This is a genomic window from Alistipes sp. (assembly GCF_048465635.1).
Lineage (GTDB): Bacteria > Bacteroidota > Bacteroidia > Bacteroidales > Rikenellaceae > Alistipes.
Window position 1 is genome coordinate 35339 of sequence record NZ_DBFWLF010000024.1, and the last position, 20626, is coordinate 55964.

A 20626-nucleotide genomic window follows, 5' to 3' on the forward strand; every position below is an offset into this window, starting at 1 on the left:
GCGTTTCCGCTCGGGCGCGGTTTTTGCGGAAGGGAATCCCAAATCGACCGATCGTGAAGACAGTTATCATGGGGGCGGGCTTTGCAAGCCTTTCCGCGGCGTGTTACATGGCGCGGGCGGGGCACGAGGTCGTCGTGCTGGAGAAGAACGCCACGCCGGGCGGCCGCGCCCGGCAGTTCGTGCGCGGGGAGTTCCGCTTCGACATGGGGCCGACCTTCTACTGGATGCCCGATCTGTTCGAACGCTTCTTCGCCGATTTCGGCCGCAGGCCGCAGGATTACTACCGGATTTTCCGCCTCGACCCCTCCTACGAAATCGTTTTCGGGGAGGACGACCGGATCGCGCTCCCAGCCGGAGCCGAGGCCGCTGCGGCGCTCTTCGAGCGGGTCGAACCGGGCAGCGGCCGTTTTCTGGAGCGCTTTCTCCGCTCGGCCCGGAACAACTACCGCACGGCCGTCGAACGGGTAATCTTCCGTCCGGGCCTTTCGCCCCTGGAGCTGGTCATGCCGCAAACCGTCGCCCGCCTGCCGCAGTTCGTGTTCAGCCTCGGTCATAAGGTCCGCCGGGGCGTGCGCGACGAACGCCTGCGGCGCGTGCTGGAGTTCCCGTCCCTCTTTCTGGGGGCCAAACCCGATAAGACGCCCTCGTTCTACCGGTTTATGAACCACGCCGACATGGCGCTGGGGACCTGGCACGTCGAGGGCGGCATCTCCCGCGTGGCCGATGCGCTGGTGCAGCTGGCCGAAAGCCTCGGCGTGCGGATCGAGACGCGCCATCCGGTCCGCGAGATCGTCGTCGAGCGCAGCCGCGTATGCGGCGTAAGGACCCCGCAGGATTTTTTCGATGCCGACTGCCTGATCTCCGGGGCCGATTACCACCATACCGAGAGCCTGCTGCCGGCGCGCTTGCGCAACTATTCGGAAACCTACTGGCGGCACAAGGTCTTCGCCCCTTCGGCCATGCTCTTCTACATCGGTTTCCGGGGGCGGGTCGGGGGTGTCAGCCACCACACGCTCTTCTTCGACACCTCTTTCGAGGCGCATGCCTCGAAGCTGTACGACCGTCCCGGCTGGCCCGAGAAACCGTTGTTTTACGCCAGTTTCCCCTCGAAGAGCGATCCGACGCTCTGCCCCGCAGGGTGCGAGACGGCCGTCGTGCTGATCCCGACGGCTGCCGGGCTGACGGATACGCCCGATCTGAGGGCCAGCTACTTCGAGCAGGTGATCCACCGGATGGAGTGCCTGACCGGGGAGCGGCTGCGCGAACGGGTGCTCTTCAGCCGGTCGTACGCCGCCCGCGACTTCGTGCGCGACTACAACGCCTGCCGGGGCAATGCCTACGGGCTGGCCAACACCCTCTCGCAAACCGCTTTCCTGCGCCCGAAGGTGTGCAGCCGCCGCCTTCGGAACCTCTTCTATACGGGACAGCTGACCGTTCCGGGACCGGGGGTTCCCACGGCGCTGGTTTCGGGCCGGATTGCGGCCGAATGCGCCCTTTCCCGCTGTTCCGAAGCGGCTGCCCACAAAACGTTCAGCTATGGATCCACGCTACGATAAGGTATGTTCCGACACCGCCCGGCTCGTCACGCACCGGTACAGCACCTCCTTTTCGATCGGCGTGCGCTGCCTGGGCCGCGAAATCCGCGACGCCGTTTACGGGGTTTACGGGTTCGTCCGGGTTGCCGACGAGATCGTCGACACGTTCCTCGACCAGGACCGCGCCGCGCTGCTCGATGAGTTCGAAGCCGAATACCGCCGCGCCCTCCGCCGGGGCGTGAGCACCAACCCCGTGATTCACGCCTTCTGCGACGTGGTGCGCCGCTACCGGATCGACGAGCGGCTGGTGGAGGCGTTCCTGCGCAGCATGCGCATGGACCTCAATCAGACGCGCTACACCCCTGAGCAGATCGCGCGCTACATCTACGGTTCGGCGGAGGTCGTGGGGCTGATCTGCCTTACGATCTTCGTCGACGGCGATCCGGAGCGCTACCGGCAGTTGAAACCCTATGCGTGCAGTCTGGGCGCCGCCTTTCAGAAGGTCAACTTCCTGCGCGACCTCAGGAGCGATTCGCAGGAGCTGCACCGCCTCTATTTTCCCGGATTGCAGCAGGGCGTGCTGACCGAGCCGGAGAAAGAACGCATCCTGGAGGGTATTTACGCCGATTTCCGCCATGCACGCGAGGGTATCCGCCGCCTGCCCGAGTGCGCGCGGCTGGGGGTCTACACCGCCTACCTCTACTACCTCGCGCTGACGAAGACGATCGCGGCGACCCCCTGCGAACGGCTGGCGGAGCGCCGCATCCGCGTTCCCAACTGGCACAAGGCGCTGCTGTTCGGCCGCGCTTACCTCACCGAGAAATTCATCGGCACATGGTGATCCTCGTAGACCGGGACGACAACTCCGTCGGAACCGCCTCCAAGCGGGAGGCCCACGAAAAGGGGCTGCTGCACCGGGCCGTCTCGGTGCTGCTCTTCAACGGCCGCGGCGAACTGTTGCTCCAGCGCCGGGCCGCGGGCAAATACCACTCGGGCGGCCTGTGGGCCAACACTTGCTGCACCCATCCCTATCCCGGGGAGGCGAGCGGTGCGGCGGCCGAGCGGCGGCTGCGCGAGGAGTTGGGCATCGCCGCTTGTTTGCATCCGCTGGGCGCGCTGCGCTACTATGCGCGGCTGGACGGCGGCATGACCGAACACGAGCTGGACCACCTTTTCGTCGGCCGGAGCGACACCCCGCCCGCGCCCGATCCCGCGGAGGTCGCCGCCTGCCGCTACCTTTCGCCGGCGGCCGTGCGCGAGGAGATGGCGCTCCATCCGGAACGGTTCGCGGTCTGGTTCCGGATCATCCTGGAACGCTTCCAAACCCTTCTCGTGCCATGAGAACGGCGGTCATAGGGGCCGGAATCGGCGGCCTTGCGGCGGCGATCCGACGGGCCGCGGCGGGCGACGAGGTGACCGTATGGGAGCGAAACGACGTGCCGGGCGGCAAACTCTCCGAGCTGCGCACGGGCCCCTGGCGCTTCGACACGGGACCCTCCTTGTTCACGCTGCCCGGGCTGGTCGCGGAGCTTTTCGACCTGTGCGGGGAGCGCATGGAGGAGCACCTGCCCCTGCGCAGGCTCGACGCCTCGTGCCGCTACTTCTTTCCGGACGGGAGCGCCTTTACCTGCTACAACGATCCGGAGAAGCTCTCGCGGGAACTCGCGCGCGCGGGGATCGGCGGCGGGGAGGCGGTTGCCCGGCGGCTCGACGATGCGCGGCAGGCGTACGAACTGAGCGCTCCGGTCTTTCTCTTCAGCGACTTCCACCGTTTGGCGAATTTCCGCACGCCGCCCTACCGCCGGATCGCCTCGCAGCTCGGGCGGCTCGACCTGCTGCGGACCATGCACGGCGCGAACCGCCGCGATTTCCGCGACCGGCGGCTGGTGCAGCTCTTCGACCGCTACGCCACCTACAACGGTTCAAGCCCCTACCGCGCTCCGGCGACGCTCAACATGATCGCCCATCTGGAGCACAACCTCGGGGCCTCGTTCCCCGAACGGGGTATCTATGCGATCGCCGAAGAACTCTACCGGCTCGCCCTCCGGCAGGGCGTACGCTTCCGCTTCGGCACTCCCGTCGAGCGGATCGTCACGGAGCGGGGACGGGCCGTCGGGCTGACCGCGGCGGGGGAGACCTGCCGCTTCGACCGGATCGTCTCCGATGTCGACGTGTGTTATCTTTCGGAACGGCTGCTTGCCGGGCATCCACTGCGCGGCCGGCTTCGGCGGGCCGAACCGTCCTCCTCGGCGCTGATCTTCTACTGGGGCGTGGAGGGGCGCTACCCGCAGTTAGGGCTGCACAACGTCCTCTTTGCAGACGATTACCGGACGGAGTTTCGGAGGCTGTTCCGCGACCGGACGATTGCGGACGACGCCACCGTCTACCTCTTCGTCAGCTCCAAAGTCGTGGTCGGGGATGCTCCCGACGGGTGCGAAAACTGGTACGCAATGGTCAACGCTCCGGCCGACTGCGGGCAGGACTGGGATGCGCTGGCCGCCCGCGTGCGGGAGCAGACGGTGCGTAAAATCTCCCGGCAGCTGCAAACCGACCTGGCGGGGAAGATCGCCGCGGAGCGGGTCTGCACGCCGCGCGACATCGAAGCGCGGACGATGAGCGCCTGCGGCGCCTTGTACGGGGCCTCGTCCAACGGTCGGCTCGCGGCGTTCCTGCGCCATCCCAACCGGCTCTCGATGTTCGAGAATCTCTACTTCGTCGGCGGCAGCGTCCACCCCGGCGGCGGCATTCCGCTCTGCCTGGCCAGCGCGAAGATCGTGTGCGACGAAATTGCGGCGGGAAGATGATCCGGATCGCCCGCATACGGATGCAGCAGCGGGCGCTGCCCGCCCTCTTCGCCCGCTTCTATGCGGTGGGTGCGGTGCTCTGGCTGCTGCCCCCGACGCGCGGCCTGTTCGTAGCGATCACCACCCCGTCGCTGCTGTTGACCATCGGCGCGGCGTTCCTTTTTCACCGCGACTGGTCGCGCGCCGCGATCGGCTGGTTCCTCTTTATCGCCCTCTCTGCATTCTGGCTGGAGTGGGCGGGGGTGCACGACAGCCGCCTCTTCGGTGCGTACGCCTACGGGCCGGGTCTTGCGCCGCTCGTGGGCGGAACGCCGCTGATTATCGGTACTAACTGGCTGTGGCTGGTCTACGCCTCGCACGATCTGGCCGCCCGGGCGGTGCGTGGTCCGCTGCTGCGCATCGTCGCGGCGAGCCTGCTGATGGTGGGTTACGATCTGGCGCTGGAGTGGGCCGCCGCTCCGATGCGGATGTGGCGGTTCGAGGACGGATACGCGCCGCTGCGCAACTTCGTCGTCTGGTTCGCCGCGTCCGTGATCTACCACGCCGGGTTCGAAGCGGCAGGCATCCGCAGCGACAACCGCACGGCCCGCGTGCTGTTCGGGTTGCAGATGCTCTTTTTCCTCCTGATCGGCCTTTTGGCGCAACTCTTTCCCGCATGATTCCGGCCCGTCATACCTTTACCGGTGCGCTGATCGCGCAGCTGTATGCCGGGCCGCTGCTCCAAAGGGCGTTCCGCGAGATTCGCTTCCGCGGCGAGGGAACCGACCGCGGGGAGCCGATCCTGATGCTGGCCAACCACTTCTGCTGGTGGGACGGCTTCATCCAATACCGGCTCAACCGGGCCTTTTTCCGCCGCAAACTCTACGTGATGATGCTCGAAGAGCAGCTGGCCAAGCACCCCCTGCTGGCCCGCTGCGGCTGTTTTTCGGTCCGGAAGAACAGCCGCAGCCTGCTGGAAACGCTCGATTACTGCGCGCAGGTGCTCCGCTCACCGGACAATATGCTGTTAATTTTTCCGCAGGGTGCGGTCGAAAGCATGCACCTCCCGACACCCGCCTTTCAGGCCGGCGCGGGCCGTCTCTTCGAACGGATCGGGGGTGCGTGCGACGTGGTGCTCAACGTCAACCTGACCGATTACGGGGCGGAGCGAAAACCGCGTCTGGACGGTTACTTCCGGACGCTGCCCGGACAGGAGCTTGCCGATGCGCAGGCGCTGCGCCGTGAGTGGGAACGATTCTATGCGGCGTGCAGGGAGCGCCAGTGCGCGTTATGATCGTGCTGGGGTGGATACTGTTCGCGTTCGGCCTGGCGCGGCTGGTCGTCAGCTTCGTGAATTGGGCGGGCAAACCCTATCTGCCCCGCAGCCGGACGGAGTGCGCCGCACCGCCGGAGGTTTCGGTGCTCATCCCGGCCCGCAACGAGGAGCGGCGGATCGGCCGCCTGCTGGAGGACCTCGCCGCCGAGCGGACGGGCATCCGCGAGATCATCGTCTACGACGACCGCTCGACCGACGCAACGGCAGCCGTCGTGCGCCGCTGTGCCCGGGTGGATCGGCGGGTGCGGCTGATTGCGGGCGGGGAGCTTCCGGCGGGGTGGCAGGGGAAGAACCACGCCTGCTACCGGTTGGCGCAGCAGGCCGCGGGCCGCTGCCTGCTGTTTCTCGATGCCGACGTCCGCATCCGCGGGCAGGCCGTCGTGCGGGCGCTGCGGTATGTCGGGCTGACGGGGGTCGACCTGCTCTCGCTCTTTCCGCGGCAGCGGATGTCCGCTCCGGGAACGCGCCTGACCGTGCCGCTGATGAACTGGATTCTGCTGAGCCTGCTTCCGCTCGCGGCCGTGCGCCGCTCGCCGCAGGAGGCGCTTTGCGCGGCGAACGGGCAGTTTCTTTTTTTCGACGCGGCGGTCTACCGCACCCTCCAGCCGCACCGCACGCTCCGTCGGTCGGCGGTCGAGGACATGGCTGTCGCCCGCTATTACAAGCGCTGTGGACGGCATGTAGCCGTGCTGTTGGGCGACGACGATGTTGCTTGCACCATGTACGAGGGGCTGCGCGACTCGGTCGGGGGCCTTTCGCGGAGCGTTTTCAGCTTCTTCGGCGGCAGCGAAACCGTCTGTTACCTCTTCCTTGCCGCAACCACGGCGGCTCCGTTCGTCGTTTTCGCGGGATTGGGAGTTTTCGCGGGCCTGCTTTACCTGCTGACTATCATATTGATCCGCGTTTTCGTCAGTTCGGCGAGCCGCCAGTCGGTGGCCTCCAACCTGATGCTCATGATTCCCCAGCAGTTTTTTCTCGGATGGATCGTCCTCACGGCCTCCGACCGCAAACGCCGCCGGCGCCAGCTCTGGAAAGGGCGGAATATCTATCGGGTGGGGTAGGAGAATTGCACCGAAATAAATGTAGCATCATTGTATTATGACAGTTACGCATATAGTTTAGAATCCAATCCTCGTGTCTAAAGGGAACTTTTTATCTTCATTAACCCCGAATTGTACTAATATATCCTTAACACGCTTCAATTTCAGGAATAATTCCCCATCAGAGAAGGATGGAATTGTTGAATCAAGTAAATCTTTGACGTTACCGTACTGCTGTCGCACGGATATACCGAATGTTTAAATTAAAGTTGACAAAATTGTAATTCGGCAGAGGGTATCGGGACTTACCCGATTGGATTCCATGCACAGCACTAATTCTCTACCACACTATAATTCATCGAAAACCAATTCAAGGTCTTATCTTCATCTCCCTAAACTGTTTTTTGTAAGGGATGAATGGTCAAATTCAGGAAGACTGTCAATATGCCAACCCAAAAACCGTATAAGTTCTTAGATATCAGAAATTGAAGCATTATCTGTTGTCGGTTGTTTAGGTTTCGAGTTGCAAGCCTTTAAAAAGCTTACGACTAATTAGAATATTGATATTTTCATAATTCATCATTCACAAGCGTTAGTATATTTTACCCAAGTACCCACTCATTTATTCATCATAGTTTTAATAAAACAAGCATCTCTTTGGGACGTCCAGAAACGAGGGTCGCGAAGGTCCCATCCAAGCGCTTTGACATAGTCCAGCACCATATCGTTCGTCAATCGTTTGCGACGGATACGCTCGTTGTACTTCTCGGTCTGTTCGAACGCCATCGGCTCTCCCTTTTCCCAGAATTCCCAACGGTTATCCCACATGACCCGCACGTAGCGCTCCCTTCCGTCCGGATAAAAATGCTGAAATTTATAGAACGGGGCATAATTGAACTCTCCCGTTTCATCCTCGAGCGAGAGACTTATCCGAGTCAACTCGATATGAAAACAACGGTTGATATTGTACCCCAAAGTGTCAAAGCCATCCTGAAGATTGCCGAACATGGCCGTCCCGCAAGCATTTTCCGGCTGCCAGAGTATCAGTTCGGTTTCCGAGGCACGGAACGAAATCCTCTTTTTAAATTGGAAGGTAAGAGGAGCGTAGCATACTTCGTAATTAAGTTGGCTTGTTTTGTACCGGGATAAAATTGCCTCTTTTACCTGATCGATACCGGCCTTTAGAAAGGTGAATCGTCTGTTTATCATGGCTCAATAGTCTAATATTTCTTTCTCATAAATCGCATCCGGATCGTTTTGACGAATAACCCGTTCGTGCTTCGCATTGTTCTTCAGGCTGCGGTCAACCTCAAAATTATGATGAACTCTGTTGGTGTCCGACCTACACTTTTCCTTTGGCATCATCCTGATGTTGATTTCGTGGGTTTTGAACCATCAGCAGGATAAAAATTTCTATCACGATCCAAATATCCACGACCAATCAATTGGATAGAGTCCTTATCAACAATCCTATACACATCCAAGGGACCATCGAATACCGCATCTGTTGAATAATAGATTTGGATAAATTTGTTATAAGGGAATTTTTTCATCTTTTTTATCCGAAGCACTTCTTTCGCTACTTCTTTATGATCGAAAACCGCTATCTGGATTTCATTGTTATACAATGCATATCCATCAGCGTCCGTCGGAAGAATGGGACCGGACATCAAATAAAAATAATTTATTCTGTCTTTTTCATAAAAGAGAATCCAAACTTGCCCGAATCCATCTATTTTCAGACAGTCAACATATTCTCTGATCGCTTTTCGCATTTCCTTACTGAAAACGGAATAAAATAGCTTAGATGCCCCTACCGTATCTTGATCGATGTACTGAACCTTATACACTGAATCAATCAACCTGCCAAGAGAATCTAAGAGATAAAATGTCCGTTCATCATCTTTCTTTTCCATTACAATCGAAAAGAGACTATCTTGAATTTCGTTTATACCTAACTGTTCCTCGATTTTATTTGTTACGCATTCACTCCATTTGTTTATTTTATATTCTTGTCTGGATATTTTCTTTCGTTTTCCATCCGCTGTTTTCGTATAGTACCCACAACTGTATAGAGAGCTGCATACGAAAAGACAGAACAGTAATTTTTTCATCTTAGAGTTTAATAAATGTTCGCAACGCCCAAAAATAAATACCATCCTAAGGATAAAGATAATGTTAAGTTTACGAGTTAGCGCAATATTTATGAATAATGTGATTTCAAAATGGGAAACAGGAACAATATATTGAATCCCTTCGGGTAAAAAAAGCAACTCGTCGGATTTCTCCAACGAGTTGCTTCAGTGCCCAGGACAAGACTCGAACTTGCACGAACTAATGTTCACTACCCCCTCAAAGTAGCGTGTCTACCAATTTCACCACCTGGGCTTTGATCTCCTTTCGGATTTCGGGTGTGCAAATATAGCGGATAAATTTCATTCCGCCAAATTTTTCGGGAGAATATCCGCGATTTGTCGGCCACGGCTTACCTCGACTATTCAGACAGACCGGGCGCGGCAGCCATCGCCGACAGCCGCGCCCGGTCGGGTAATATATATCGGAACGGTCGAATCCGCCCAGATCAGCGCAGCGTCATTTCATCGATCAAATACCCCGCGCCGCCGATGCGGTCGATGACGAACAACACGTAGCGGATGTCCACAGCGATGTTGCGGCAGATCGCGGGGTCGAACGCGATGTCGCTCATCGTCGAGCGCCACGTGCGGTCGAAGTTGATGCCCACCAGCTCGCCCTGCGCGTTGAGCACGGGCGATCCGGAGTTGCCTCCCGTGGTGTGGTTCGTGGCCAGGAAGCAGACGGGAACGGTTTTGCGCCCGTCGACGGTGACTGCCCAGCGTCCGTACTCTTTCGAGGCGTAGAGGTCGCGCAGCGCCTGCGGAATGTCGTAGTCGTAGATCTCGGGGTTGTCCTTGGCGATGATCCCGTCGAGCGTCGTCTGCGGCTTGTGGTACTCGCCGTCGGCGTATTCGTACCCTTCGACCGAGCCGTAGGCCACGCGCAGCGTCAGGTTGGCGTCGGGGTAGAATGCCCGTTCGCGGTCCCACTCGCGCAGGCCGCGCACATACGTCTTGTAGTACTCGTTGAGTACCTTGCTGTTGAGGTTGCGCAGCGAAACATCACCCAGCAGCCACTTGATATGGTCGAGCATGCGTTTGGTGTCCTGTCGCAGCCGCGTGGCCTCCTGCATGGCCACGCTGTCGGTTCCGGCCCAGACGGCCTCGAAAAGCTCGTCGGCGTATGCTTCCGGCGACCACCCGTGGCGGACCATGCCGTCGATGAAAGCCGGTACGCGGTAGACTTGCGTGCAACGCAGGTACTCGCGGAATGCGTGTCGCCAGAGGGCCTGCTCGGTGGGCTTGCGTCGGGCGAAGCACTCCTCGGCCCGCTCCTCGGGCGTGTAGCTCTCGGGCAGCGTGCCGAGCGTTTCGCGCGTGATCTCGTAGGCGAAGTAGGCGTCCTCGATCCGGGTGTACTCGGATAGGAGTTTCAGCAATACGGCATACTCGGGGTGCTCGGCGCTCCACATGCCGAAACGCGTCTGGTAGTCCTGTTTGGCGTCGATCGTGCCGCGGCGGGTGATGCCCAGCACCTCGCCCTGCCACTTCTTCCAGGCGTTGGCGATCGTGGCGTGCTTGGCGGCGTAGTGGATGCGCAGCGCGGGGTCGGCGGCCTGCGCCGCGGCGATGATGTCGAGGCGGCCCGAGCGGATGGCGATCTTGGCCGGGTCGGAGCGCTGGGCGATGTACCGCACGGCGTCCGACAGAATGTACTCCTGCGTGTTGCCCGGGAAGCCGTAGATCATCGTGAAGTCGCCCTCTTTTACCCCTTTGGTCGAGATCGTGAAGTGGCGCTTGGGACGGTAGGGCACGTTGTCGGGCGAATAGGCCGCGGGACGGTTGTCCTTCGAGGCGTAGATGCGGAAGACGGAGAAGTCGCCCGTGTGGCGGGGCCAGATCCAGTTGTCGGTGTCGCCCCCGAACTTGCCGATCGACGAGGGCGGCGCGGCCACCAGCCGCACGTCGTCGAACTGCTCGTAGACGAACAGGAACTGCTGGTTGCCGTAGTACATCTGCTCCACGGAGGCCTTGTAGCCGGGAGCTTCGGCTTCGGCGGCGCGGATGATCTCCTCCTTTTGCTCGCCCGCGGCCAGCCGGTCGGTGATCTCCTCCATGCGCACCAGGAAGCGGACGTTAAGCCCCTTGTTGGGCAGCTCCTCGGCGCGCGAACGGGCCCAATAGCCGTGGGTGAGGTAGTCGTGCTCGACGCTCGAATGCGCCTGGATGGCGTCGTAGCCGCAGTGGTGGTTGGTCAGCAGCAGCCCCTCGGCGGAGACCAGCTCGCCCGTGCAGCCGCCGTCGAAGAGCACCACGGCGTCCTTCATCGAGGCGCGGTTGATCGAGTAGATGTCTTCGGCCGTCAGGCGGAAGCCTTTCGCGCGCATGTCGTCGATGCGTTCGGCGATCAGGCTCGGCAGCCACATGCCTTCGTCGGCACGCACTGCGAAGAGCGACAAGGCGAATACGAGGGTCAGTAAGGTACGTTTGAACATGGTTTTGAAAGTTATTCGGCGGTGATGAAACATACGGCGGACATATCGCCCGGCACGGCGTGCGCCGGGTCGGCGAACAGGTGCGGCAGACGCACGACGCCGCTTGCGAGCAGGCGGTCGCTCAGCTGCCACATCACTTCGTGGTAGAGGATCAGTGCGGCGTCCGCATCGCTATCGCATCCGGTCGATTCCCGGACCTGCCGCAGGTCGGTATGGCGCAGGAACGCCTCGCAGAGTGAGCGGGTGAGCCGCTCGACCCGCTTCGAGAGCGGACCGTTGCGCCGGATGACGGGGACGGCCAGCCGCCCCTCTTTGAGCAATCCCAGTTCGCGCCCGACGGCAGTCGCCGCGCTGTCGATCTCTTCGCGGGCGAGCGACTGGCGGAAAAAGCGCTGCGCATCGTCCGCGTAGATGCGGCCTGCGAATGCGGGGTCGCCGTCCGCCCAGTTGACGTGAAGCGCATACTGTCCGTCGGACGAGAGGGTGTTGGTCCCGGGCCGGAAAGCCTCGCTGCGCGGATAGCAGAACCAGAGGCAGCCGCTCCACACTCCCGATCCGTCTCCGTCGTAATGCACGACTTTCCGCCGGTCGAACTCTTCCCAGACCGTGCCGTCGAGCACGTGGGAGAAGAGGACGGAAAAGGTGTTGTCGCCGAACCCCTCCCGGGTCAGCTCCCCGGCGAACGCCCGCAGTTCGGGTTCCAGCTCCTCGTACATCGCTGCGGCGGTCGCCGTCGCGGCGCGCCGCAGCCGCATGGTCGCAAGGCTGTCGAGGATCGGCACGGCCGTCTTCAGCGTCCCCTCCTCCGTGCGCGTGAGCAGGCGCTGGGTTGCGAGCAGCATCAGCTGGCTGCGGGTGCAGGGGATGCCCTGCGCCGCAAGGTCGCGCGAGGTTCCGGCCGTCCGCAGCGCCCACATAATCTGCCAGTTGTTGTCGGCCCCGACCACCTGCATGGGGTGGAGGTTGGTATAGGAGCAGAAAGCCGTATAGTCCCACTTTTCCAGCGGAACGAATCCCTCCTGCGCCGCGGCGGCGAGGCCCAGCGAGCAGGCGGCAATGAGTGCGGCGAGTTTCTTCATCGGTCTAAGAATTTTTCGAGTTCGACGTATACTTTCTGGATGGGCAGCCCCATCACGTTGTAGAACGAGCCTTCGATGCGCTCGATGGCGGCGTAACCGATCCACTCCTGGATGCCGTACGACCCCGCCTTGTCGTAAGGGCGGAAGTTGTCGAGGTAGTAGGCGATCTCCTCGTCGGTCAGCACGCGGAAAAAGACGCCGCTTTCGGCCGAGAAGGTGTGCAGCCGCTCCGGCGAGCGCAGCGTGACGCCCGAGACGACCGTATGCCTCCGGCCGGAGAGGCGGCGGAGCATCGCCGCAGCCGCTGCCCGGTCGCGGGGTTTTCCGAACACCTCCCCGTCGCAGACGACCACCGTATCGGCCGTGAGCAGGATGTCGCGCGCACCGAGCGGTTCGGGACAGGCCTCGCTCTTAAGCCGCGAGAGGTAGCACGGAACCTCTTCGGCGGGCAGGCTGTCGGGGTAAATCTCCGCGCAGTCGTATTTCGGGGCCATCACGTAGGGCAGGCCGCAGCCCGTCATCAGCTCCCGCCGGCGCGGGGACTGCGAGGCGAGCAGCAGGCGGTAGGGTTCGAGTTTGTCTTTGAGCAGCATATCAGCGAATGTCGAAATCCAATAGGGTTCTTCCTTCCAGTTCGGCGCGCAGGTTGTCGCCCGGATGCACCGCGCCCACGCCCGAGGGCGTTCCCGTGAAGAGCAGGTCGCCCATGCGCAGGGTCATGTACTGCGACACGGAGGCGATCAGGCGGTCGACCGTAAAGAGCATCTGCGCCGTGTCGCCCGTCTGCCGCCGTTCGCCGTTCACCGCGAGTGCGAAGTGCAACGCCTGCACGTCGCCGCCCAGCTCGGCGAGCGGCACGAAGTGCGGGGCGATGGCCGCCGAGTGGTCGAACGCCTTGGCCCGCTCCCACGGCAGCCCTGCGGCGATCGCCTCCCGCTGCAGGTCGCGGGCCGTAAAGTCGATGCCAAGGCCCACCTCGTCGTAGTAGCGGCGGGCGAATCGCTCGGCAATCGCCTTGCCCACGCGGTTGATGCGCACCACCAGTTCGCATTCGTAGTGCACCTCCTGCGAAAAGGCCGGAATGTAGAACGGGTCGTTGTTGCGCAGCAGCGCCGTGTCGGGCTTGAGGAACCAGAGCGGTTCCGGCGGGATCGTCCCGCCGTCGTGCAGCTCCGCGACATGCGCGGCGTAGTTGCGTCCTATGCAGATGATCTTCATGGTATTATCTGTTTCGGTTGAACGTTTCGACGCGGGCCATGAGGGTGATAACCCCTGCGAAAATCACTATGATGCCCAGCACGGTGAGTGTCGCGTCGGCGACCCCCGCCCGGGACAGCAGCCAGCTTCCGCCTCCGATCACTACGGCCAGCAGCGCGAGACCTCCTCCCGCCGTGCGGCGGACTTTCCGCAGGTCGACGTTCCGGAGCTGCTCCTCGGAATAGCCGTTCAGCGTCGAGATATGCTGCGGGCGCAGGTAGACGTAAACGGCGCATGCGAGCAGCAGGACGGAGATAACTGCCTGGACCCCCCCCCATCGATTCATCGTTTCAGCTCTTCGACCATGCGGCGCGCGAACCGGTCGCTGGCTCCGGGTTCGCCGATCACCGTGCGCAGCTCATCGAAGTCGGCGAGCATCTGCGTCCGTTTCTCTCCGCCGGGCAGGATCGAGCGCAGTTCGCGTTCGGCGCGCCCGACCGAGAGGTCCGACTGGATGATCTCGGCGACCGCCTCGCGCCCGAGGTTGAGATTCACCAGCGACACCCACGGCACTTTCAGTACGTAGGGCTGCAACTTGACCTGGAACCACAGCGTACGGTAAACCACTACTTCGGGAACACCCAGCAGGGCGGTTTCGAGCGTCGCCGTGCCGGAGGTCACCACGGCGGCCTCCGCGGCGGCAAGCGTCTGGTAGGTCTGGTCCGAGACGCAGCGGATGCCGCTGCCGTCGAGGTAGCGGTCGTAGAGCGTGCGGTCGATCCACGGCACGGCGGTCACGACGAACTGGTGCTCCGGGAACCGCTTCGACAGCAGGACCATCAGCGGCAGGTTGTCGCGGATTTCACCCCGGCGGCTGCCGGCCAAAAGGGCGATGATGGGCCGCTTGTCCAGCCCGTTGCGGCGGCGGAACTCTTCAGCCGCCGGCAGCGCCGGTCGCCGCGCCTCGATGGCGTCGACCAGCGGGTTGCCCTCGAAAACGGGCGTGATGCCGTGGCGGGGGAAGTAGTCCCGTTCGAAGGGGAAGATGATGAAGAGCCGGTCGACGTATCTGCGAATCGCCTTCACGCGCCACTCGCGCCATGCCCATACTTTGGGGGCGATGTAATAGAGGGTTCGGATGCCGTTGTCGTGCGCCCAGCGGGCCATCTTCATGTTGAACCCGGGGTAGTCGATCAGGATCAGCGCATCGGGGGCGTAGGCCGCCACGTCCTGCTGGCATTCGCGCATCTGACGGCGGATCGTGCAGAGGTTTCTGAGCACCTGAACGATTCCGAAAAAGGAGGTTTCGCGGTAGTGTTTGCGCAGGTTCTCCGCACCGCCCGCCGCGGCCATGTGGTCCCCGCCCCAGAAGCGGAACTGCGCTTCGGGGTCGGCCTTTTTCAGCCCTTCGATCAGGTTGGCGCCGTGCAGGTCGCCCGAAGGCTCGCCGGCGATGAGGTAGTATTTCATAGAGGTATGTCTTTCCTTTTCGGTTCGGCCGGACCGCTTCCGCGGGTCGGAGCCTCGTTTCCGGTTCCGTCGTATCGATCGCAAGAATCGGATTTATGCGGAATTCTAATTCTTAATTCTTCATTCTAAAAGATCCGGCCGCAGGCGCTTCGTGCGCTCCCACGCCTGCTCGTCCTGCCAGCGCTCGATCTCGGCGAAGTTGCCCGAGAGCAGCACGTCGGGAACCCGCCAGCCGCGGAACTCCGCAGGCCGCGTGTAGACCGGCGGGGCGAGCAGGTTGTCCTGGAACGAGTCGGTCAGCGCAGAAGCCTCGTCGCCGATGGCTCCGGGGATGATCCTTACCACCGAGTCGGCGATGATGCAGGCGGCCAGTTCGCCCCCCGTGAGCACGTAGTCGCCCACCGACAGCTCGCGCGTGATGAGGTGTTCGCGGATGCGGTGGTCGATGCCCTTGTAGTGGCCGCAGAGGATGATGATATTGCCGAGCGTCGAGAGGCGGTTGGCCTCGTGCTGGTCGTAGCGGACCCCGTCGGGCGAGGTGTAGATCACCTCGTCGTAGTCCCGTTCCGAAAGGAGTTTTTCAATCACTTCGAACACCGGTTCGCACTTGAGGACCATCCCCGCTTCGCCCCCGAAGGGGTAGTCGTCGGTGGTTTTGCGTTTGTCGTGGGCGTAGTCGTGCAGGTTGTGGACGACGATCTCGACCAGCCCCTTCTCCTGGGCCCGTTTGAGGATCGACTCGCTGAGCGGCGAGCGGACGACCTCCGGAACCACCGTGATAATATCAATGCGCATGGCGGAAAATAATGTCTTTTTCGTTGCCGTCGTTCAGCGGCACTTCGCGGCCGTCGTCGAGGGTGAATCCCGCGTAGCCCAACTGCTCGAAGAGCGCGACGATCTGCGGCCGGTTCGCGCCGCCCGTCTCGATGAGCACCGTGGGTCGGAAGCGCTCCAGTAGGGGGCGCATCTGCTGCATGACCACCGTCTCGTACCCCTCGATGTCGCACTTGATGAAATCGAGCCGCTCCAGGGTGCCGAACAACTCGCTGCCGCGCCGCATGCGGGCTTCGAAGCGCAAGGCTTCGGCGGTCCCGTCCGCATCGACGAAGTTGCGGCCCGTACCGAAATAGCCCGTTTCGCGGACCGAGTCGTTGGCCATCGTGATCGTCCGCTCCTCCTCGCCGAGCGCATAGGGCAGAATCTCGACGTTGCGGCAGCGGCGCAGGTTGCGGCGCAGTACCCGAAGGATCGGCGGCACGGGTTCCACGGCATAGACTTTGCCGGCGGGGCCGACCAGCCGCGCCAGCGTGCGGGCGTAGTAGCCCAGGTTCGCACCGATGTCGATGCAAACGTCGCCCTTGCGCACCAATCGCGCAAGGTGGTAGACGTACTCCGTGGCGGGTGCGCGGCGTCCGATGCCGAGCCGCTGCCAGAGGAAGAACAGGCGGCTCACGGCCCGCAGGTAACCCTCGAGCGGCAGCGTTCGGTAGAGCAGTTTATGAATAAGGGTTGTCATATCAAGCGGATCGAGGTACAGTTCGCACACCTTCCGAATCCCGATTCTCCGCTGCAAGCGGAGCAAACCCCCTGCCTGAGGCGGGGGTAGGTCAGCCTTATAAACGCGGCGGAACGCCGCGCTGGCAGCGGTCGGAAGCGAAAGATCGGGGTAAGCAGCCTTTTCATCGATGACGGGTTTATTCCCGGTAATTCACCTCTTCGTTCAGCACTTCGACGACGAAGGGGTTGTAGATCACCTCGTGGCCGATCGTGGTTTCGGGGCCGTGACCGGGGTAGACCTTCACCTCGTCGCCCAGCGGGACGATCTGTTCGAGGATCGAGCGCATGATCCACGAATAGTCGCCGCCCGGCAGGTCCGTGCGGCCGATCGACTCGCGGAAGAGCGTGTCGCCCGTGAAGAGCGATTTGGATTCGGGTTCGTAGAGGGCCACATGGCCCGGCGTATGGCCCGGCGTTCGGATCACGCGCAGGATGGTCTTCCCGAAACGCACTTCGTCGGTTCGGTCCAGGTCGATCTCCGGTTCGGGCAGTTTCCCGACGGCGATGCCGAAGACCGAGCCGCTCGCCGAAGCCCCCTCCAGCAGGAAGCGGTCCTTGCCCGCGAGGGCGAAGGGGATATGGTAACGCTGCTTGAGGTGCTCGACGCCGAGCGTATGGTCGAAATGGCCGTGCGTATTGACGGCCAGCACAGGTTTCAGCCCCTTCTCGAGGATGAAGTTGTCCAGTGCGGCGTCCTCGCGCGGGTTGCTGTTCCCGGCGTCGATGACGATGCACTCCAGGGTGTCGTCCCAAACAACATAGGTGTTTTCCTGGATGGGGTTGAAGGTAAGGCAGGCGATTTTCAGCATGGCAGGTATGTTTTGTCAAATTCGTGTTGAGGCAAAGATAGTGCTTTTTTGCCGGATTTTGCCTACCTTTAGCCGGTTAAAAACGTTAAATGACCGGACCCGGACGGGTCTTTTGAAACAGAGAGAGGATGAGAAGGAATGTGTGTGCGGTGGCTGCGGCGCTGCTGGCGGCCGCGGCGTTGACGGGTTGTTCGCTGCTGAAGGTCGCGGTGGCTACGGGGGACCCGCTCTCCGCGCAGGAGATGAACGTAAGGGTGATGACCCGCGGATTCTATTACGATATGGCCGCCCAAGTAACCCGTACGGCCGATTCGATCGTCGCCGCTGCGCCCGGCCTCGAAACGCGGCTGGCCGCCGTGCGCTGGAAGATACGGGCTACGCGCGCCGGCGTGACGGCCGCCATGCAGGGGATTCCGGATGTGGCGCTGGCCGACCTGTGGATTCTCTGCCGCCGTATGCACGAGGGTTTCGCGGTGATGCCCGACTCGCTGCTGTTCGGGGCGCAAAGCCCGCTGGCAAGGGCGGCTGCCGAACGGTTGGACCGGCGGGCCGGGGAGCTGGCGCGCGAGGTGCTCGATGCGCAGCGGTATGCGCTTATGGAGCGCTTCGTCGGGGAGTATGTCCGCGACAATCCGCTCTCCGGAGCCGACGACGCGGCGGCCAATACGACCCTGGCGTGGATGGAGTTCCTCCACCGCAACGGGGTGGAGCACGCCTATGCGACGGGTTCGATCGCCGAGGTGATCGCCGATGTCAACGACCGGCTGAGCGGACAGACCCAGCAGCTCTCCAGCAGCGTCGGCTGGTCGAAGGATATGCTGGAGATGCAGTGGCAGCAGGACAGCCTGCGCACGCGGCTCGGAGCGCAGCTCGACTCGCTCGAGCGCGGGTTCGACCGGCTGGTGGTCGTGGCCGAGCACCTGCCCGAAATTTCGGACCGGATGCTCTCCGAGTTCGGTGCGCAGGCGTCGCAGCTGATCGGGGCGATCAACGCTTCGGTCGACAACGCGTTCGCCGATTTCGACCGCCAGCGGGGCGAGTTGCAGTGCTACGTGTCACGCGAACGCGAGGTGCTGGTCGACGAACTGCGCCGCTCGGCCGGGGAACTGGTGCAGACTGCTCTCGATGCCGTGCCGGGATTGGTCGGGCGCGTGGTGCTCTACCTGGTGCTGGGGATGCTCGTGCTGCTGGGCGTGCCCTTCGCGCTGGGCTTCTGGCTGGGCGGCGTGCATCGGCGCGCGCAGGAGAAAAAGGCGGAAAAATAGCGAAAAAGAGTTATATTTGCTTTCGGATTTGCGGCGGCGGCCTGCTGCGGGGCGCGACCGGCGGACCTGTGCAACCCGGAGGCTGCGGCCCGACCGGCTTTTCGAGCCGCAAAACCGGACATGAAAGGGAAATTTTTGTATCTGAGGTTCTTCGCCCCTCCCCGGGAGGGGCGGGGTGGGATCAGAATCGTTAACGCGGCCTGAGGCCGCGAGCGGGACCGGCCCAAGCAAGATCGGATAAATAATTTAACAGAGCTACAAACTCAACCTTATGGCAAGAAAAAAAGCGAATTATCCCCTGCTGGAGGGGCTTGAAATAACGACGCTCGCCGCGGAGGGCAAGGCGATGGGGCGCTGGCAGGACGTGGTGGTCTTCGTGCCGATGACCGTTCCGGGCGACGTAGTCGACGTGCAGATCCGCTCCAAGCGGCGGCGTTACATGGAGGGCTACGTGACCCGCTACGTGAAGCGCTCGCCCCTGCGCGCCGAGCCGTTCTGCGAGCATTTCGGCGTCTGCGGCGGCTGCAAGTGGCAGAACCTGCCCTACGAGGAGCAGCTGCGCTTCAAGACCGAACAGGTCCGCGACCAGCTTGCGCGCATCGGGAAGATCGAGCTGCCTCCGATCGTCCCCTGTCTGGGTTCTGCGCGCACGCAGCTGTACCGCAACAAGCTCGAATTCACCTTTGCCGACCGCCGCTGGCTTACGCGCGAGGAGGTGGCCGCGGGCAGCGATCTCGAGGCCGGACCGGCCGTCGGCTTCCACATCCCCAACCTATTCGACAAGGTGCTCGACATCCGAAAATGCTGGCTTCAGCCCGACCCGTCGAACGACATCCGGCTCGAAACCAAGCGCTTCTGCCTGGAGCACGGCTATACGTTCCACAATGCCCGCAACCATACGGGGCTGATGCGCAACATGATCGTGCGCACGGCCTCCACGGGCGAGGTGATGGTCGTCGTGATCTTCGGCGCGGACGACCGGGCGAAGATCGAAGCCCTGCTCGACCACCTGACGGACCGTTTTCCGCAGATCACGTCGCTCTATTATATCGTCAACGAGAAGTTCAACGATTCGGTCGGCGACCTCTCTCCGGTGCTCTACCGGGGCCGCGACCACATCGTGGAGGAGATGGAGGGGCTGCGTTTCCGCATCGGACCCAAATCGTTTTACCAGACCAATTCGGCGCAGGCGTACGAACTGTATAAAGTGGCCCGCACGTTCGCCGACCTCCGCCCCGACGAGGTGCTCTACGACCTCTATACGGGAACGGGCACGATCGCCCTCTTCTGCGCCGGACGCTGCGCCCGCGTGGTGGGGATCGAGTACGTTCCCGAGGCGATCGCCGATGCGAAGACGAACGCCGCGCTGAACGGCATCGCCAATGCGACTTTTTTTGCGGGCGACATGAAAGCGGTGCTCGACGACGACTTCGTGGCCGCGAACGGACGCCCCGACGTGATTATCCTCGATCCGCCGCGTGCCGGCGTGGACGAGCCGGTGCTGGAGGTGATCCGCCGCGCCGCACCCCGCCGGATCGTCTACGTGAGCTGCAACCCTGCGACGCAGGCCCGCGATCTGGCGCTTTTGGACGCCGATTACCGGGTCGAAGCGGTGCAGCCGGTGGATATGTTCCCCCATACGCACCATGTGGAGAATGTCGTGAAGCTCGTCCGCCGCTGAAAGGGCGGCCGCAAGTTCTGCCGTTTCCAGAAGTGCGCGGGTTGGTGCTGCGCTTTGCGCGCAGGGGTTGATTAAAGGTAGATTCGGCTGGTAGCCTGCGTGGATACACTTGCGGAAAGTTTTCGGGCGGCAGCCAGCGGAGAGCACGCGCTGAGCGGGCCTCCGCGCCCGGAGGCTGCGGCCCGCGGCTCTTCGAGCCGGACATTCCTGCCCTTTCTTCACAAGAAAGGGCGAAAGAACCGCGCACGCAGAAAACGACGGTCGGCCGTCCTCCTCCTCGCTGAACGGGCACGAAAGCTAAAGC

Annotated in this window: 20 protein-coding genes and 1 tRNA gene; 9 read left to right on the top strand and 12 right to left on the bottom strand. The window is 62.1% G+C overall.

What is annotated here, in order from left to right; all coding sequences use genetic code 11:
- Positions 1-53: 53 nt before the first annotated feature.
- Genes ACMO9O_RS08715 through ACMO9O_RS08745 form a run of 7 tightly spaced genes read left to right on the top strand, consistent with a single transcriptional unit; the run spans position 54 to position 6715 of the window.
- Positions 54-1556 carry a phytoene desaturase family protein gene (locus ACMO9O_RS08715; RefSeq protein WP_418983478.1) on the top strand — a complete coding sequence of 501 codons (1503 nt, stop codon included), beginning with the start codon at positions 54-56 and terminating at the stop codon, positions 1554-1556.
- Positions 1537-2376, top strand: coding sequence for a phytoene/squalene synthase family protein (locus tag ACMO9O_RS08720; RefSeq protein ID WP_418983479.1), 840 nt, complete (start codon positions 1537-1539; stop codon positions 2374-2376). Before ACMO9O_RS08715 ends, ACMO9O_RS08720 begins: the two co-directional genes overlap by 20 nt.
- Positions 2370-2876, top strand: a complete 507-nt coding sequence (gene idi / locus ACMO9O_RS08725) for an isopentenyl-diphosphate Delta-isomerase (protein ID WP_418983480.1) — start codon at positions 2370-2372, stop codon at positions 2874-2876. The genes ACMO9O_RS08720 and idi overlap by 7 nt, the downstream gene beginning before the upstream one ends.
- Complete coding sequence (locus ACMO9O_RS08730; protein WP_418983481.1) at positions 2873-4339, top strand: phytoene desaturase family protein; 1467 nt, start codon at positions 2873-2875, stop codon at positions 4337-4339. The genes idi and ACMO9O_RS08730 overlap by 4 nt, the downstream gene beginning before the upstream one ends.
- Entirely contained in the window at positions 4336-4998 is a 663-nt protein-coding gene (locus ACMO9O_RS08735) for a carotenoid biosynthesis protein (RefSeq protein WP_418983482.1), read from the top strand. The genes ACMO9O_RS08730 and ACMO9O_RS08735 overlap by 4 nt, the downstream gene beginning before the upstream one ends.
- A complete protein-coding gene (locus ACMO9O_RS08740) occupies positions 4995-5612 on the top strand; it encodes a lysophospholipid acyltransferase family protein (protein ID WP_418983483.1) in 618 nt (205 codons plus the stop codon). Before ACMO9O_RS08735 ends, ACMO9O_RS08740 begins: the two co-directional genes overlap by 4 nt.
- Positions 5585-6715, top strand: coding sequence for a glycosyltransferase family 2 protein (locus tag ACMO9O_RS08745; RefSeq protein WP_418983484.1), 1131 nt, complete (start codon positions 5585-5587; stop codon positions 6713-6715). The genes ACMO9O_RS08740 and ACMO9O_RS08745 overlap by 28 nt, the downstream gene beginning before the upstream one ends.
- Before the next feature lie 597 nt (positions 6716-7312).
- On the opposite strand, the gene ACMO9O_RS08750 is transcribed toward ACMO9O_RS08745, so the two are convergent.
- From ACMO9O_RS08750 to ACMO9O_RS08805, 12 genes are all read right to left on the bottom strand, one after another.
- A complete protein-coding gene (locus tag ACMO9O_RS08750; protein ID WP_418983485.1) occupies positions 7313-7903 on the bottom strand; it encodes a hypothetical protein in 591 nt (196 codons plus the stop codon).
- Between the two features lie 152 nt (positions 7904-8055).
- Entirely contained in the window at positions 8056-8808 is a 753-nt protein-coding gene (locus tag ACMO9O_RS08755; RefSeq protein WP_418983486.1) for a hypothetical protein, read from the bottom strand.
- A 190-nt stretch (positions 8809-8998) separates the two neighbouring features.
- Positions 8999-9082, bottom strand: a tRNA-Leu gene (locus tag ACMO9O_RS08760).
- Between the two features lie 193 nt (positions 9083-9275).
- Positions 9276-11264 carry a S46 family peptidase gene (locus ACMO9O_RS08765; RefSeq protein WP_418983487.1) on the bottom strand — a complete coding sequence of 663 codons (1989 nt, stop codon included), beginning with the start codon at positions 11262-11264 and terminating at the stop codon, positions 9276-9278.
- A gap of 11 nt (positions 11265-11275) precedes the next feature.
- Positions 11276-12343, bottom strand: a complete 1068-nt coding sequence (locus ACMO9O_RS08770; RefSeq protein ID WP_418983488.1) for a hypothetical protein — start codon at positions 12341-12343, stop codon at positions 11276-11278.
- A complete protein-coding gene (locus tag ACMO9O_RS08775; RefSeq protein ID WP_418983489.1) occupies positions 12340-12936 on the bottom strand; it encodes a Maf family nucleotide pyrophosphatase in 597 nt (198 codons plus the stop codon). The genes ACMO9O_RS08770 and ACMO9O_RS08775 overlap by 4 nt, the downstream gene beginning before the upstream one ends.
- A gap of 1 nt (position 12937) precedes the next feature.
- A complete protein-coding gene (locus ACMO9O_RS08780) occupies positions 12938-13561 on the bottom strand; it encodes a fumarylacetoacetate hydrolase family protein (RefSeq protein ID WP_418983490.1) in 624 nt (207 codons plus the stop codon).
- A 4-nt stretch (positions 13562-13565) separates the two neighbouring features.
- On the bottom strand, positions 13566-13886 hold the full coding sequence (locus ACMO9O_RS08785) for a hypothetical protein (protein ID WP_418983491.1): 321 nt from the start codon (positions 13884-13886) through the stop codon (positions 13566-13568).
- Positions 13883-15010: a lipid-A-disaccharide synthase gene (lpxB, locus tag ACMO9O_RS08790; protein ID WP_418983492.1), complete on the bottom strand. Its 1128-nt coding sequence runs from the start codon at positions 15008-15010 to the stop codon at positions 13883-13885. The genes ACMO9O_RS08785 and lpxB overlap by 4 nt, the downstream gene beginning before the upstream one ends.
- Positions 15011-15130: 120 nt before the next feature.
- Positions 15131-15805 (bottom strand): tRNA (guanosine(37)-N1)-methyltransferase TrmD, encoded by a 675-nt coding sequence (gene trmD, locus ACMO9O_RS08795; RefSeq protein ID WP_418983493.1) that lies wholly within the window; start codon positions 15803-15805, stop codon positions 15131-15133.
- Positions 15795-16526 (bottom strand): FkbM family methyltransferase, encoded by a 732-nt coding sequence (locus ACMO9O_RS08800; RefSeq protein WP_418983494.1) that lies wholly within the window; start codon positions 16524-16526, stop codon positions 15795-15797. The genes trmD and ACMO9O_RS08800 overlap by 11 nt, the downstream gene beginning before the upstream one ends.
- A gap of 178 nt (positions 16527-16704) precedes the next feature.
- Entirely contained in the window at positions 16705-17373 is a 669-nt protein-coding gene (locus ACMO9O_RS08805) for an MBL fold metallo-hydrolase (RefSeq protein ID WP_418983551.1), read from the bottom strand.
- Between the two features lie 131 nt (positions 17374-17504).
- Here ACMO9O_RS08805 and ACMO9O_RS08810 point away from each other — a divergent pair, with 131 nt between their 5' ends.
- A complete protein-coding gene (locus tag ACMO9O_RS08810) occupies positions 17505-18641 on the top strand; it encodes a hypothetical protein (protein ID WP_418983495.1) in 1137 nt (378 codons plus the stop codon).
- Between the two features lie 271 nt (positions 18642-18912).
- On the top strand, positions 18913-20322 hold the full coding sequence (gene rlmD / locus ACMO9O_RS08815) for a 23S rRNA (uracil(1939)-C(5))-methyltransferase RlmD (protein WP_418983496.1): 1410 nt from the start codon (positions 18913-18915) through the stop codon (positions 20320-20322).
- Positions 20323-20626 lie beyond the last annotated feature (304 nt).

Bases quoted from the DNA above. Each gene is read 5' to 3' on its own strand.
- ACMO9O_RS08750 (WP_418983485.1), bottom strand. From the start codon at position 7,903: ATGATAAACAGACGATTCACCTTTCTAAAGGCCGGTATCGATCAGGTA.
- ACMO9O_RS08755 (WP_418983486.1), bottom strand. From the start codon at position 8,808: ATGAAAAAATTACTGTTCTGTCTTTTCGTATGCAGCTCTCTATACAGT.
- ACMO9O_RS08730 (WP_418983481.1), top strand. From the start codon at position 2,873: ATGAGAACGGCGGTCATAGGGGCCGGAATCGGCGGCCTTGCGGCGGCG.
- ACMO9O_RS08740 (WP_418983483.1), top strand. From the start codon at position 4,995: ATGATTCCGGCCCGTCATACCTTTACCGGTGCGCTGATCGCGCAGCTG.
- ACMO9O_RS08810 (WP_418983495.1), top strand. From the start codon at position 17,505: ATGAGAAGGAATGTGTGTGCGGTGGCTGCGGCGCTGCTGGCGGCCGCG.
- lpxB (WP_418983492.1), bottom strand. From the start codon at position 15,010: ATGAAATACTACCTCATCGCCGGCGAGCCTTCGGGCGACCTGCACGGC.
- ACMO9O_RS08775 (WP_418983489.1), bottom strand. From the start codon at position 12,936: ATGCTGCTCAAAGACAAACTCGAACCCTACCGCCTGCTGCTCGCCTCG.
- ACMO9O_RS08785 (WP_418983491.1), bottom strand. From the start codon at position 13,886: ATGAATCGATGGGGGGGGGTCCAGGCAGTTATCTCCGTCCTGCTGCTC.
- trmD (WP_418983493.1), bottom strand. From the start codon at position 15,805: ATGCGCATTGATATTATCACGGTGGTTCCGGAGGTCGTCCGCTCGCCG.
- idi (WP_418983480.1), top strand. From the start codon at position 2,370: ATGGTGATCCTCGTAGACCGGGACGACAACTCCGTCGGAACCGCCTCC.
- ACMO9O_RS08800 (WP_418983494.1), bottom strand. From the start codon at position 16,526: ATGACAACCCTTATTCATAAACTGCTCTACCGAACGCTGCCGCTCGAG.
- ACMO9O_RS08770 (WP_418983488.1), bottom strand. From the start codon at position 12,343: ATGAAGAAACTCGCCGCACTCATTGCCGCCTGCTCGCTGGGCCTCGCC.
- ACMO9O_RS08720 (WP_418983479.1), top strand. From the start codon at position 1,537: ATGGATCCACGCTACGATAAGGTATGTTCCGACACCGCCCGGCTCGTC.
- rlmD (WP_418983496.1), top strand. From the start codon at position 18,913: ATGGCAAGAAAAAAAGCGAATTATCCCCTGCTGGAGGGGCTTGAAATA.
- ACMO9O_RS08735 (WP_418983482.1), top strand. From the start codon at position 4,336: ATGATCCGGATCGCCCGCATACGGATGCAGCAGCGGGCGCTGCCCGCC.
- ACMO9O_RS08765 (WP_418983487.1), bottom strand. From the start codon at position 11,264: ATGTTCAAACGTACCTTACTGACCCTCGTATTCGCCTTGTCGCTCTTC.
- ACMO9O_RS08780 (WP_418983490.1), bottom strand. From the start codon at position 13,561: ATGAAGATCATCTGCATAGGACGCAACTACGCCGCGCATGTCGCGGAG.